The sequence below is a fragment of the Parapusillimonas granuli genome (assembly GCF_013416525.1).
GTDB classification, from domain to species: Bacteria; Pseudomonadota; Gammaproteobacteria; order Burkholderiales; family Burkholderiaceae_B; genus Parapusillimonas; species Parapusillimonas granuli.
The window spans coordinates 257511-270722 of sequence record NZ_JACCEM010000001.1 but is presented as its reverse complement, the minus strand read 5'-3'; the positions used below and the strand labels follow the sequence as shown (position 1 = coordinate 270722).

Here is a 13212-nt window from a genome sequence, read left to right as displayed (position 1 = left end):
GGATTCCGTGTGCCGGCGACTTCTATGGTCCAATGCAGTCGTGGCGCCAGACCAGGAAACCATTTCGCGAATTTTTATGAGCACTCCCGCCGCCCGTCCCAGCCATTCCCCGAAAACCCGGCTCAAGCTGACACCGATCGAACGGCGCGCCAGCATTACGCTCGCCCTGCTGTTCGCCTCCCGGATGCTGGGCCTGTTCCTGCTGACGCCCATCTTCGCGGTGGCGGCGCGGGCCATTCCGGGCGGCGACGACGCCACCCGCGTGGGCCTGGCGCTGGGCGCCTACGGCCTGACGCAGGCCTTCATGCAGATCCCCCTGGGCATGGCCTCCGACCGCTACGGCAGGCGCCCCGTGATCGTGTTCGGCATGGCGCTGTTCATCGTGGGCGGCGTCATCTGCGCGCTCGCCGAAAACGTCGACTGGATCATCGCCGGCCGCGTGATCCAGGGCCTGGGCGCGGTATCGGCGGCCATCACCGCCTGGGTGGCCGACGCCACCCGCCCCGAGGTGCGCACGCGCGCCATGGCCATGGTGGGCGGCTCCATCGGCATTTCGTTTGCGGTGTCGCTGGTGCTGTCGCCGGTCCTGGTGGGCGAATTCGGCTTGTCGGGCCTGTTCTGGGCGATCAGCCTGCTGGGCTTCGTCTGCCTGCTGATCGCAAGCTTCGTGGTGCCCGTGGTGCCGCCGGCCAAGACGCCCATCATCCAGGCCCGCCCGCGCGACGTCCTGGCCCACGCCGACCTGCTCAGGCTGAATTTCGGCGTGTTCTGCCTGCACTTCATCCTGATGGCGCTGTTCATCGTCGCGCCCGGCATGCTGTCCAGGCTGGGCGGATACGACGCGGCCAGCCTGTGGCAGGTCTACCTGCCCGTGATCCTGCTGTCTTTCGTCCTGATGGTGCCGGCCGTGTTCTATACGGAAACGCGCCGGGTGCACAAGGTGGCGCTGGAGGTCGCGGTGGCGGGGCTGGTGGTCGTCCTGGCCGTCATGCCGCTGGCCAGCCAGAGCTTCATCGCGGTGGTCGTCCTGCTGGTGGGGTTCTTCATCGCGTTCAACATCCTGGAGGCCTTGCAGCCGTCGCTGGTCTCGCGCGTCGCGCCGCCGGAATACAAGGGCCTGGCCCTGGGTTTCTACAATACGGCCCAGTCGCTGGGGGTGTTCCTGGGCGGCGCGGCCGGCGGCGTGCTGACATCTCTGGGGCGTCCTTCCACGGTGTTCCTGCTGTCGGCGATAATGGGTTTTGCGTGGTTCCTGACGGCGCGCGGGTTCCGGGACCGCTACTGAGCCGGACAATTCCGCGCTGCCGTGCAACTACGGCAAACCCTGGCAAGGTGTCCGCCGTTCGTCGATAATTGACGTCAGTCTGAAATTTTTTAAGTTAAGGGTACTAGTCATGGCCTCAGTCAATAAAGTCATTCTCGTCGGCAATCTGGGACGAGACCCGGAAGTGCGCTACAGCCCTGACGGCGCCGCCATCTGCAATGTTTCCATTGCCACCACGTCGCAATGGAAGGACAAGGTCACGGGCGAAAAGCGCGAGGAAACGGAGTGGCATCGCGTGGTGTTCTACAACCGCCTGGCCGAAATCGCGGGCGAGTATCTCAAGAAGGGCCGTTCGGTATATGTCGAGGGCCGTCTGAAGACGCGCAAGTGGCAAGACAAGGACACCGGCGCCGACCGCTACAGCACGGATATCGTTGCCGACCAGATGCAGATGCTGGGCGGGCGCGAAGGCGGCGATGTCGGCATGGGCGGCGGCGACTTCAATCAGGCGCCGGCGCCGCAGCGCCAGCAGCGTCCGCCGCAGCAGTCCCGTCCCGCGGCGCCGTCGGCTCCCGCGGCCAACCTGGCGGACATGGACGACGATATTCCGTTCTAGGCGGTCCCCTCGCCGCGTGATCTCAACAATCGGGCCGTGGAACACGGCCCGACTGGCGCACTTCTGCACTGTCAACGCTGAATGGAAATGTCCGGACCGGACATTCTTGCGTTGCACCAACATTGGTGCACTCCGGCACTTGCACGCCATTAAAGATACATTTAATATGTTTCTTTAATGGCGAAAACCCCTTCGCCAGCCCCCAATCCCCTATTCAAGGACGAAAGATGCAGGTAGGAATGCTTAAACTCGCTGGCCTGAAGAGCGACCAGTGTGCAATCAAGGTCGCCGATGCGCTCAAATCGATCAAAGGCGTGGAACAGGCCGACGTGTCCTTCCAGAACGGCAAAGCCACCGTCACCTTCGACGAAGCGCTGGTTTCCACGCAGCGCCTGAAAGTGGCGGTCGAAGACGCCGGCTATGCCATCGCCAAGCCAGTCCACGGCGAAGACGGCGCCTGCTGCGGAGGCTGCGGCGGCTGAACCCCCCTCGGCGGCCTAGGGTCTGTCAACACGGACTAGGCCGCCGGCGCCACCGAGGCGCCCTGGATGCCGTGGCGCTCCAGCGCGTCGGCCACGAAGCCCGACGCCTTCATTTCTTCCACGAAAGCCGAAAGAAAGCGCGCCGCCGTCTCGCCGCGCGCCTTGGGCAGCCCCATCGCCTGCTGGATCACCATGAAGCGCCCGGGCAGCAGGCGCAGGCCGCCCGCCCGTTGCGCATCCGCCTCCAGTTGCTGCTTCACGCCCGCGGCCACGTCCATGCCCTGTTCCAGAAAGGTGTCGACGACGGCCGGCGAAGTGGGCGCGCGGACTAGCTCGGCATGCTTCAATTCGCGGGTCAGGTAAAGATCGTAGGCGCTGCCTTTGCCGACGACCACTCGCGTGCCCGGGCGGTCGACCTCGCCGTTTTCCCGCAGGGGCGATGCCTCGGCCACCAGGTAAGCGCCTTCGATGTGCACATAGGCCGGGGTGAACGCGATGTCACGGCCCCGCACCGGGTCGATGGCGAAGAAGCCGATGTCCGCCTTCTGGTCGGCCACCGCCTGCACCGATTTGCCGGCCGCATCGAACACCACCAATTCCAGTTCCACGTCCAGCCGCTCGGCCAGCGCGCGGGCCAGGTCCACCGAGACGCCGCGAGGCTCGCCGGTGGATGGGTCCTGGTTTGCCAGAATGGGATTGCCCAGGTTGATGGACGCGCGCATCGCGCCCGTGGGCGCGAAGGCCTGCCGCAGGCTTGCGGCGGCGGATTGGTTCAATATGGTGGGAATGACGCCGCCATGGTTCAGCAATTTGACCTCCAGTTGGGTTTCCACGGCGGCCCGGGCCGTGAATTCTTCTACCGTGCCGTCGGCGCGCAGCACGCGGACGGCCACCGCCCCCCGCGGCCGGACCGATTCGGCTCCGGCATCGATTTCGATGCGGTCGCCCGGCCGCAGGCCCAGCGCTTGCGGGCTTCTGTCGGCCGGCAGGCGGACCGGCAGGATCCCCATGCCGATCAGGTTGGAGCGGTGGATGCGTTCGAAGCTGAGGGCCAGCACGGCGCGCACGCCCAGCAAACGCTGCACTTTCGCCGCCCAGTCGCGCGATGAGCCCATGCCGTAGCGCTCGCCCGCGACCAGCACCACGGCTTCGCCCGCCGCGTGGTAGCGCTGCGCGGCTTCCCAGAGCGGCAGGACCGAGCCGCTGGGCACATGCAAAGTATGCGCCACCGGCGCTTCGGGTGACAAGAGGTTGACCAGGGTTTTGCTATGGAACGCGCCGCGCAGCATGACCTCCCAGTTGCCGCGCCGCGAGGCGAATACGTTCAGGTCGTGGCGGTCTTCGCCCCGCTCGACCAGGAAGTCGGCGACCAGGCTGTCCGGCGGAATGGCGCTGGCGGGGGAGATGTGATCGGTGGTGATGTCGTCGCCCAGGACCAATAAAGGGTAGGCCGCGTATTTTCCCAGCAGGCTGCCGGCCTGGGCCGAGGCGAACGGCGGGCGGCGCAGCGTGGTCGAGGCGGGATCCCAGGGGAACAAGGCCGACTTGGGCGCGTCGAGCGCGCCCCATAGCGGATTGCGCGAGGCTCGCCTGAACTCCCGCGGAAAGTCCTCGGGCCTCAGGCCCTGGTCCAGGCATGCCGTGATCTCGGCGCGCGACGGCCATAATTCGTCCAGGTACACGGGTTTGCCGTCGGGCGTGCCGCCCACCGGCTCGGTGCCCAGATTGCGCTCGGCATCGCCGGCCAGGGCGTATGCCACCACCAAGGGGGGCGACATCAGGAAGGCCAGGTCGAGGTCCGGGTGGATGCGTCCCGAAAAATTCCGGTTGCCCGACAGCATGGCGACCGGGCGTATGCCGCCCGCGCCGGCGGCTTCGGCGATGACGCCGGGCAGGGGCCCGGAGTTGCCGATGCAGGTCGTGCAGCCGTAGCCCACGATGTCGAAGCCCACCGCGGACAGGTCTTCGAGCAGGCCGGCGCGCTGCAGGTAGGCGGCCGCCGCGGGGGAGCCCGGCCCGAGCGAGGTCTTGACCCAGGACGGGACGCGCAAGCCTAGCTTGCGGGCCTTGCGCGCCACCAGGGCGGCGGCGACGAGCAGGCCCGGGTCCGAGGTATTGGTGCAGCTGGTGATGGCGGCAATGGCGACCGGGTAGCGGGGCATGGCGCCGCCGCTCGGGGGCGGGGCCTTGTCCAGCTTGCGCAGCGCGGCGGGCACGTCGGTGTGGCGCAGCAAATCCTGGGGACGCCGGGGGCCGGCCACGTGCATGCCTATCGCATCGAGATCGATGTCGATGCCACGTGTGTAGCGAGGTTGGGCGGCGGGGTCGAACCAAAGCCCCGCCTGCTGCAGGTATGCGCGCACCAGCTCGATGGCGGCTGCGTCGCGGCCGGTCTGGCGCAGGTAATCGAGGGTATTGCCGTCCACGGGGAAGTATCCGGTCGTGGCGCCGTATTCCGGCGCCATGTTCGCGACCACCGCGCGTTCGCCGGCCGTGAGGGTGGAGACGCCGGGTCCGAAGAACTCCACGAATTCGCCCGACACGCCGATGGCGCGCAGGCGCTGCGTGACGGTGAGCGCCAGATCGGTCGCCAGCACGCCGGGCCGCAGCGCGCCGGTCAGCCTGACCCCGATGACGTCCGGGATGCGCAGCATGGTGGGCATGCCGAACATGACGGACTGGGCTTCGAGCCCGCCCACGCCCCAGCCCAGCACCCCGATGCCGTTGATCATGGGCGTGTGACTGTCCGTGCCTATCATCATGTCGGGCATCGCCCACGGCTCGCCGTCGATCTCCTGGCTGGTCACGACCGTGGCGAGCTGTTCCAGATTGATGGTGTGCATGATGCCGGTGCCGGGCGGATTGATGCGAACGCCTTCCAGCGAGCGCGAGGCCCAGCGCAGGAAACGATAGCGTTCCTGGTTCCGGCGTATTTCGTGGCGCATGTTCTGCTCGGCGGCATCGCCGCGGGCGAACGCTTCCACCGCCAGGGAATGGTCGATCGACACGTCGACCGGCAAGCGCGGATTCAATATGGCGGGATCGAATCCGGCTTCGGCCAGGGCGTCGCGCATGCCCGCGATGTCGACCAGCGCCGGCGTGCTGGTCGTGTCGTGCATCAGCACGCGCCCCGGCTGGAATGGGATCTCGGCTTCGCTCGTGCCGCTTTCCAGCCATTGCACCAGCGCTTCGACCGCCGCTTCTTTTTCCTGCCCGCGCATATTGCGCAAGACGTTTTCGAGCAACAGTCGCAGCACCACCGGCAGGCGGTGCAGGGCGCCGCCCGCGCAAGCGGCGAGATCGACGATGCGATAGCGGCTGTGGCCGACGGTGAGCGTGGCGGTTGGGGCGGCGGGAATATTTTTCATACAATAATTATTGCATTTTTCAATGCCAAAGTGCAATATACGCTCAGCAACTTCACCGGAGACAATTCATGCAACCGATTCAATCCAGATTCATGGCCGTGCTGGCCTTCGCCGGCGCCGCGCTGTGCGCCTTCCCCGCCCATGCGCAGGCGCAAACCTACCCCGACCGGCCGGTCACCATCATCGTGCCTTTTGCGCCCGGCGGCGGCGTCGACACCATGGCCCGCCTGATGGCGGAAAAAATGCGCCCGGCGCTGGGCCAGAGCGTGATCGTGCAGAACAAGCCCGGCGCCAGCGGTATGCTGGGCGCCCAGTACGTGGCCGACGCCAAGCCGGACGGCTACACCCTGCTGCTGGGCTCGGCGGGCGAAACGTCGATCAACGCCTATGTCTACAAGAAGAGCATGCGCTATTCGCCCAGCAAAGACCTGGCGCCGGTGACCCTGGTCACCCGGGTTCCGAACGTGCTGGTCGCGGGTCCTTCGCTGCAAGCCGCCAACGTTGGGGAACTGATCCAGTACGCAAAAGCCCATCCGGACGCAGTCAGCTACGCCACCAGCGGCGTGGGCAATCCCCAGCACCTGAACGGCGAGCTGCTGGAATCCATGGCCGGCATCAAGATGCTGCACGTGCCCTACAAAGGCGCTTCGGCGCAACTGGCGGACGTCGCCGGCGGCAGCGTCGACCTGACCTTCGTCAGCTACGCCGGCGCCGCCTCGTTCATACAGGACGGCCGCGTCAGGGCGCTGGCGGTCACTTCGCCCAAGCGCGCAAGCTTCGCCAAAGACATTCCCGCGCTCGCTGAATTCGAAGGCCTGTCGGGCTACAACCTGGAGAACTGGTTCGGCCTTTTCGTGCCGGCCGGCACGCCGCCCGCCGTCGTCGAGCGCCTGAACCAGGCCGCAACCGAGGTGTTGCGGGACCCGGAACTGGTCCAGCGGCTGCGCGACCAGGGCGGGGAGCCCGCCCCGATGACGCCCAAGGAATTCGCCGACTTCATACAGAAAGAAAGCGTGCAATATCGCAAGATCATCGAAGACGCCAACATCACGGTTGACGGTTGACGCCATGGCGTCCTGGGCGCGGCGCCCGGGTCGCCGCAACATGAAGGGGGGCCTTATGTTCGCCTATGTCGGAAGCCGTACCACCCGGGCGCGCAATGCCCGGGGGCCGGGGATCAGTGTGCTGCGCGTCGACCTCCATTCAGGCCGGCTCGAGCCGGTGCAGCAGGTGGCGGGCCTGGACAACCCGTCTTTTCTTGCCTTGAACGCATCGGGCGACAGGCTTTATTCGGTGCACGGAGACCTGCACCACATCAGCGCCTACGCCGTCGACCGGCGGGACGGGACGCTGGCGCCGCTGAACACCCGGGACACGCTGGGCAAGAACCCCGTGCACCTGGCCATCGATCCCGGCGGCCGGCATGTCGTGGTGTCCAACCACATCGGCGCCAGCCTGGCCGTCTTGCCCATCGAGTCGGACGGCTCCCTGGGCGAGGTCGTCCAGCTGGTCGAGCTGGAAGGCAAGCCGGGCCCGCACCGGGTCGAACAGCCGCACGCCAAGCCGCATCACAACCCTTTCAGTCCCGACGGCGGCCATGTCGTGGTGCCCGACAAGGGCCTGGACGGGATCTTCAGCTATCGGTTCCAGGACGGCAGGCTGGTATCGTCCGATGCGGTCTTCACGCCGGCCCGGGAAGCGTCCGGTCCGCGCCACATCGCCTTCCATGCGGGCGGCGGATACGGCTATTGCGTCAATGAGCTGGATTCGACGGTGACCACGTACGAGTTCGACTCGGCGTCGGGCCGGCTGGCGCCGCGCCAGATACTCTCCACGCTGCCGTCCACCTACACCGGCAACAGCCGGGCGGCGGAGGTCGCCGTGGATGCCACGGGCCGCCATGTCTATGCCTCGAATCGCGGTCACGACAGCATCGCGGTGTTCGCGATCGATCCGGGCAGCGGGCTGCTGTCCTGGCGCGGGTGCGTGCCGTCGGGCGGGCGCACGCCCCGGTTCTTGGCGATCGGTCCCGGGGGCGGGCGTTTGTATGCGCTGAACGAGGATGACGACACTATTGTGTGTTTCGATCTCGATGCGGATACCGGCATGCCCGTTGCGAACGGAGAGGTCCTGCGCACGGGCAGCCCGGTGTGCATGGTGTTCTCGCCCTCATCGCCATGAGGCCTGGCCAGGCCGGCCGGTGCCGCCCACCTTGCAGCGTTGACAGGCCCTAAGAACCCGAACAGCGGGCGCGCCGCCCCTCGCCCCGCTTCGCCGCCGACGCCCGCCCATCGCCAAGCAGCCCGCGAATGCTGGAGAGATTCTTCAGCGTGGCCTGCAGATGCGCTTTCAACGCGTCCGAGGCTTCCTTGTTCCTGCCCTGCTCCAAAAGATCGAGAATCGCCAGATGCTGCTCGCAATGCTCGCGATACCGCTCGCGGTCCCGCATCGACCGGTACGAAAGCAGGCGGCGGACCTGGTTGACCCGCTTTATCGTTTCAATGAAATAAGGATTCCCCGACGCCTCCACCAGCGATTCATGGAACCTGACCCCGCGATCATGCAGCTGGTCGGCCGTATCCGTGTCTATCCCGCCATTCAGCAAATGATGCTCCGCTTCGCGGCATCTTTGAATCACCGCGGGCTCGATGTGATAGGTGGGTTCGAGCAGCGCCGCCGGCTCCAGCGCCAGCCTCAGCCGGTACGACTGCAGCAGGCTTTCCGGCGTGGTCATCATGGACGAGAACTCCCAGCCATAGCCCGGCTTGCGGCGCGCCCAGCCTTCATTGGCGATGCGCCGAAGCAGCGACTGGGCCTGCGAGGCGGTCAACGCATACCGGGTCTTGATCAGGGTTTCGCTGCACTCCGCCGGAATCGCGCCCGTCAGCAAATCGTCCGCGAGCGCGAAATAGGCCTTCGAGACGACGTCCTCGCCCGCCAGCTGCTTGAGCTTCTTGGGACTCAGGCTGTCTTTGGACAAGTCCTTGGCCAGAAAATAGCCCCGGTTCTTCCGCCGCACGACGATGCCGTTGTCGCAAAGCAGCTGCAAGGCCTCGTTGACGGGCGAACGTGAAACCCGGATCTCATCGGCGATCCGCTGCGCGGCCAGGTGCGTGCCGACCGGCAGCTGTTGCTGCCGGACCATGTCGATGATTTTTGGGACGATCGCGCTTTGGGATTTCATGAGGACATCTTGGAAGGGAGTGAGCTGCGGGCCTACGGTGGCAGTTTCAACGATTTTACTCGCGGGCGCCAACCGCATCCGAACGAGTTAGGTGTTTTCCATAGGTACTAGATTGCATATTTAAATCATAAAATGCAATTAAAATTCGACTCGGAACACCTTCTTGGAGAACAGCATGTCCTTCCTTCTTTCGCCCGCCACGACTCCCATGCGCTTCGCCGCCAGGCCTCGCGGGTGGTTTGCCGCCCTGGCGCTTTGCGCCGCGTTGGCGCCGGCGCATGCGGCCGAGCCCGTGCTCGCACAACTCAAGATCACGGCGCCCGCAGGGCCGGGCGGCGGCTGGGACAGCGCCTCGCGCGCCCTGCAGCAAGTCCTCATGTCGGGCAAGATCGTGCCGTCGGTGCAAGTCGTGAACATCCCGGGCGCGGGCGGCACGGTGGGCCTGGCGCAGTTTGCGAACGGCGCCCGCAAGGACCCGCGCCAGATGCTGATGATGGGCGTCACCATGGTCGGCGCGGTCATGACCAACAAAGCGCCGGTGGGCCTCGATGCCGTCACTCCCATCGCCCGCCTGACCGCGGATCCGTTGGTCATCGTCGTGCCCAAGGAATCCAAATACAAGACGGTGTCCGATCTGGCGGCCGACCTCAAAGCCGATGCGGCGCGCGTGGTGTGGGCGGGCGGTTCGGCGGGCGGCGCCGATCATATTCTGGCGGGCCTGATGGCCAAGGCCGCCGGCGGCGATGCGTCCAGGCTCAATTACGTGCCGTTCTCGGGCGGCGGGGAAGCGCTCGCGGAGATGCTCGGCGGGCGTGTCGCGGCGGGCATATCGGGCTACAACGAATTCGAAAGCCAGATCAAGGAAGGCAACTTGCGCGCGCTGGCCGTATCCACTGAAAAACGCGTGCCCGGCGTGGACGTGCCGACGCTCAAAGAGCAAGGCTACGACGTCACCTTCACCAACTGGCGCGGCGTCATGGCAGGGAAAGACATCACGGAAGCGCAGCGCGCGGCCCTGTCCAAGGCCATACAGCAGGCGCTGTCCTCGCCCGAATGGGAAAAGATCCGGCAGGCGCGCGGCTGGGATGACGCCTATCTCGACGGCGCCGCCTTCGAAAAATTCCTGGCCGAGGACCAGGAACGCGTCCGCAACGCATTGACGTCGGTTGGGCTGATCAAGTGAGCGCTCCCGAAACGTCCTTCACGCCCGATGCCGGTCCGGATCGGGATTCCGCCGGCGGCCCGTCCGCCCGCGCGTCGGCGGCGGTAGGCGTGGCCTTGATGTTCGCTGCCGCCGCGTTGTGGATGAACGCGAATCAGCTCCCTCCGGCGGGCGGCATGGGGGTGGGGCCGTCCGCCGCCCTCAGGCTGGTGTCGGGCTTGCTGCTGGCGCTGTCCGTGGCGCACTTTCTTGTCGCCTGGCGTTCGCGCGGCGCGCTCGCGCCGTCCGGCGGCGCCGACAAGGCGGCCCTGGCCTGGGCCATCGGCGGCCTGGTCGCCACGACCGTGCTGGTCGCCGCCGGCGGCGGCTTCGTCCTTGCGTCGACGACGCTGTTCATGGCCACCGCGCGCGCTTTCGGCAAACCCTTGGGCATGGCTTCTTTGGGAATCGGGCTGATCCTGGCCATCACCGCCTCCTTGTTCTTCACCTTGGCGCTCACGCTGTCCCTGCCTGCCGGGCCGGTGGAAAGCCTTCTATATCCGGGCTCTTGAGATGACGGAAACATTCACCCATCTAGCCTACGGGCTCTGGATCGCGCTGGAGCCGGGCAATCTGCTGTTTGCGGCCATCGGCGTGCTCTTGGGAACGCTGGTGGGCATCCTGCCAGGCATCGGCCCGTCCCTGACCGTGGCCCTGCTGCTGCCCGTCACGTTCCAGCTCGACCCCACCGGTTCGATCATCATGTTCGCGGGCATCTATTTCGGCGGCATGTACGGAAGCTCCACCACGGCCATTCTATTGAACACGCCCGGCGAAGCGGCCTCGATCGCCACCGCCATAGAAGGCCATAAAATGGCCCGGGCCGGCCGCGGCGGGCCTGCGCTCTCCACGGCGGCCATCGGGTCCTTCGTGGCGGGCACGCTGGCGACGCTGGGCCTGGCCTTGCTGGCGCCGGTATTGGTCAAGTTCGCCGTGCGTTTCGGCCCCTGGGACTACTTCGCGCTGATGACGCTGGCTTTCGTCACGGTGTCGGCAACCTTCGGCAGTTCCGTCCTGCGCGGCCTGACCAGCCTTGCGCTGGGCCTGACGCTCGGGCTCGTCGGCATAGACAAGCTCACGGGGCAGGCCAGGCTGGATTTCGGCCTGCCCATCCTTCTGGACGGCATTTCGATCACGACATTGGTCGTGGGCCTGTTCGCGGTGGGCGAGACGCTCTACATGGCATCACGATTCCATGGCGCCGCGGAAGAAATCGAGCCCGTGCGCGGCTCTTTGTGGATGACGCGCCGGGATTGGGCGCGCTCCTGGAAGAGCTGGCTGCGTGGATTCGGGCTGGGTTTTCCCATCGGTGCGCTCCCGGCGGGAGGCGCCGAAGTCCCGACACTGCTGTCGTACACCCTGGAACGCAAGGTCGCCCGCCATCCCGAAGAATTCGGCCATGGCGCCATTGAGGGCGTGGCCGGGCCCGAGGCGGCCAACAACGCGGCAGCGACCGGCACGCTGGTGCCGCTCCTGGCTCTGGGCTTGCCGACGTCGGCCACGGCCGCGATGATGCTGGCCGGCTTCCAGCAATTCGGCCTGGTGCCGGGGCCGCTGCTGTTCGTCACGAACGCCGATCTGGTCTGGGGGCTGATCGCCAGCTTCCTGATCGGCAACCTCATGCTGCTGGTGCTGAACCTGCCGCTGGTGGGCGTCTGGGTCAAGCTGCTGGCCATACCGCCGGCGTGGCTGTACGCCGGCATACTCGTGTTCGCCGCGCTGGGCACGCTGGCGGCCAATCCCTCCGCGGCGGAACTGTGGCTGCTGCTGGTTTTCGGGCTGTGCGGCTATGCCATGCGCTGCTGGGATTACCCTGTCGCGCCGATGATCGTGGGCCTGATCCTGGGCCCCATGGCCGAAAGCCAGTTCCGCCGGGCGTTGCAGATCAGCCTGAATGACGGCATGGTGTTTTTCAAGCACCCAGGCTCCGCGATCATGCTGGGGCTTGCCTTGTTTGCCCTTGTGGCCCCCCTGATCTTCAAGGGCTTGCGGCGCTTCAAGGCGGAGGACGCCTGACGACGACATGACCGTCCATGCAAGGCTGGAATGCGGTTTTGCATGCGCCGGCACTCGATCCGCCTCGCTATACTCGACCTGCCGTGATGGGCGCGTTCAACATGGATGGTTCGAGGTGAGCAAATGAAAATAGCGGTTCTTGACGATTATCAGGCGGTGGCCAGGCAGTGCGGCGACTGGGCGGCTCTCGGCCCGGATGCGTCGGTGGACTTCATCACGCGGCCCATTCCGGCGGACGAGCTTCCGCTGCGCCTGAAGCCCTACGACGTCATCGTCGCCATGCGCGAACGCACGCCCTTCCCCGGGGCGCTGCTGCGGCAGCTGCCGAACTTGCGCCTGCTGGTGACCACGGGTTCGCGCAACCGCGCGATCGACGTTCCGGCGTGCCGCGAGCTGGGCATTCCGGTCTGCGGCACGCGCAGCGACCCCTTGCTCGCGGCCGAGCTGGCGTGGGCGCTCGTCATGGCGCTCTACAAGCGCGTCGCCGGCAATGACGCGGACGTCCGCGCCGGCCGTTGGCAGCCCGTCATCGGCCAGTCCCTGAAAGGCACGACGCTGGGGCTGCTGGGCCTGGGCAAGCTGGGGCAGCGCATGGCGCAGTTCGGCAAGCTCTTCGGAATGGAAGTCATCGCCTGGAGCCCCAACCTCACTCCTGAACGCTGCGAGCCCTTCGACGTCGAATGCGTCGGCAAACGGCAGCTCTTCGAGCGCGCCGACGTGGTGAGCATCCACATGGTGCTGAGCGCCGGCACCCGCCATCTGGTGGGCCGGGACGAACTGGGCTGGATGAAGAAGACGGCCTATCTGGTGAACACTTCGCGCGGCCCCCTGGTCGACGAACAGGCCTTGTGCGAGGCCTTGCACGACGGCCGCATCGCGGGCGCCGCGCTGGACGTCTTCGACCAGGAGCCGCTGCCGGCGGATGCGGAAATATTGAAGGCGCCGAACGTGCTGTTGAGCCCGCACGTCGGGTATGTGTCCTGGCAGAACTACCAGACCTACTACGGGGACGCCATCGAAGACATCCGGCAATGGCTGGCGGGCGAGCCGCTGCGCGTGCTGGAAGCCTGACAGGCGCCAG

11 protein-coding genes and 1 pseudogene are annotated in these 13212 nt (G+C 66.5%); 9 read left to right on the top strand and 3 right to left on the bottom strand.

Annotated elements, in window-relative coordinates; translation table 11 throughout:
- Positions 1-76: 76 nt before the first annotated feature.
- The 3 genes from H0A72_RS01315 to H0A72_RS01305 all read left to right on the top strand — a co-directional run bounded on the left by H0A72_RS01315 (position 77) and on the right by H0A72_RS01305 (position 2362).
- Complete coding sequence (locus H0A72_RS01315) at positions 77-1285, top strand: MFS transporter (protein WP_180153104.1); 1209 nt, start codon at positions 77-79, stop codon at positions 1283-1285.
- A 109-nt stretch (positions 1286-1394) separates the two neighbouring features.
- Positions 1395-1880 carry a single-stranded DNA-binding protein gene (gene ssb, locus H0A72_RS01310; RefSeq protein WP_180153102.1) on the top strand — a complete coding sequence of 162 codons (486 nt, stop codon included), beginning with the start codon at positions 1395-1397 and terminating at the stop codon, positions 1878-1880.
- Positions 1881-2119: 239 nt separating this feature from the next.
- On the top strand, positions 2120-2362 hold the full coding sequence (locus H0A72_RS01305) for a heavy-metal-associated domain-containing protein (RefSeq protein ID WP_246436989.1): 243 nt from the start codon (positions 2120-2122) through the stop codon (positions 2360-2362).
- A gap of 35 nt (positions 2363-2397) precedes the next feature.
- On the opposite strand, the gene H0A72_RS22065 is transcribed toward H0A72_RS01305, so the two are convergent.
- Together H0A72_RS22065 and acnA are read right to left on the bottom strand one after the other, a co-directional pair.
- A complete protein-coding gene (locus H0A72_RS22065) occupies positions 2398-3084 on the bottom strand; it encodes an ABC transporter substrate-binding protein (RefSeq protein ID WP_246437005.1) in 687 nt (228 codons plus the stop codon).
- Between the two features lie 36 nt (positions 3085-3120).
- Positions 3121-5730: pseudogene (gene acnA, locus H0A72_RS01300) on the bottom strand (aconitate hydratase AcnA); the annotation flags it as partial.
- Positions 5731-5798: 68 nt separating this feature from the next.
- Here acnA and H0A72_RS01295 point away from each other — a divergent pair.
- Complete coding sequence (locus tag H0A72_RS01295) at positions 5799-6794, top strand: Bug family tripartite tricarboxylate transporter substrate binding protein (protein ID WP_180153096.1); 996 nt, start codon at positions 5799-5801, stop codon at positions 6792-6794.
- A gap of 55 nt (positions 6795-6849) precedes the next feature.
- Positions 6850-7911, top strand: coding sequence for a lactonase family protein (locus H0A72_RS01290; RefSeq protein WP_180153094.1), 1062 nt, complete (start codon positions 6850-6852; stop codon positions 7909-7911).
- 49 nt (positions 7912-7960) lie between these two features.
- Here H0A72_RS01290 and H0A72_RS01285 read toward each other — a convergent pair whose 3' ends face one another.
- A complete protein-coding gene (locus tag H0A72_RS01285; protein WP_180153091.1) occupies positions 7961-8914 on the bottom strand; it encodes a GntR family transcriptional regulator in 954 nt (317 codons plus the stop codon).
- Positions 8915-9089: 175 nt separating this feature from the next.
- Here H0A72_RS01285 and H0A72_RS01280 point away from each other — a divergent pair, with 175 nt between their 5' ends.
- The 4 genes from H0A72_RS01280 to H0A72_RS01265 all read left to right on the top strand — a co-directional run bounded on the left by H0A72_RS01280 (position 9090) and on the right by H0A72_RS01265 (position 13202).
- Positions 9090-10097, top strand: a complete 1008-nt coding sequence (locus tag H0A72_RS01280; protein WP_246436988.1) for a Bug family tripartite tricarboxylate transporter substrate binding protein — start codon at positions 9090-9092, stop codon at positions 10095-10097.
- Positions 10094-10627: a tripartite tricarboxylate transporter TctB family protein gene (locus H0A72_RS01275; RefSeq protein WP_180153089.1), complete on the top strand. Its 534-nt coding sequence runs from the start codon at positions 10094-10096 to the stop codon at positions 10625-10627. The genes H0A72_RS01280 and H0A72_RS01275 overlap by 4 nt, the downstream gene beginning before the upstream one ends.
- A 1-nt stretch (position 10628) precedes the next feature.
- A complete protein-coding gene (locus H0A72_RS01270; protein ID WP_180153087.1) occupies positions 10629-12131 on the top strand; it encodes a tripartite tricarboxylate transporter permease in 1503 nt (500 codons plus the stop codon).
- A 123-nt stretch (positions 12132-12254) separates the two neighbouring features.
- Entirely contained in the window at positions 12255-13202 is a 948-nt protein-coding gene (locus H0A72_RS01265; protein ID WP_180153085.1) for a D-2-hydroxyacid dehydrogenase family protein, read from the top strand.
- Positions 13203-13212: the final 10 nt, after the last annotated feature.

Coding starts and splice junctions, on each gene's coding strand:
- H0A72_RS22065 (WP_246437005.1), bottom strand. CDS start 3,084: ATGCGCGCGTCCATCAACCTGGGCAATCCCATTCTGGCAAACCAGGAC.
- H0A72_RS01280 (WP_246436988.1), top strand. CDS start 9,090: ATGTCCTTCCTTCTTTCGCCCGCCACGACTCCCATGCGCTTCGCCGCC.
- H0A72_RS01315 (WP_180153104.1), top strand. CDS start 77: ATGAGCACTCCCGCCGCCCGTCCCAGCCATTCCCCGAAAACCCGGCTC.
- ssb (WP_180153102.1), top strand. CDS start 1,395: ATGGCCTCAGTCAATAAAGTCATTCTCGTCGGCAATCTGGGACGAGAC.
- H0A72_RS01270 (WP_180153087.1), top strand. CDS start 10,629: ATGACGGAAACATTCACCCATCTAGCCTACGGGCTCTGGATCGCGCTG.
- H0A72_RS01305 (WP_246436989.1), top strand. CDS start 2,120: ATGCTTAAACTCGCTGGCCTGAAGAGCGACCAGTGTGCAATCAAGGTC.
- H0A72_RS01265 (WP_180153085.1), top strand. CDS start 12,255: ATGAAAATAGCGGTTCTTGACGATTATCAGGCGGTGGCCAGGCAGTGC.
- H0A72_RS01285 (WP_180153091.1), bottom strand. CDS start 8,914: ATGAAATCCCAAAGCGCGATCGTCCCAAAAATCATCGACATGGTCCGG.
- H0A72_RS01295 (WP_180153096.1), top strand. CDS start 5,799: ATGCAACCGATTCAATCCAGATTCATGGCCGTGCTGGCCTTCGCCGGC.
- H0A72_RS01290 (WP_180153094.1), top strand. CDS start 6,850: ATGTTCGCCTATGTCGGAAGCCGTACCACCCGGGCGCGCAATGCCCGG.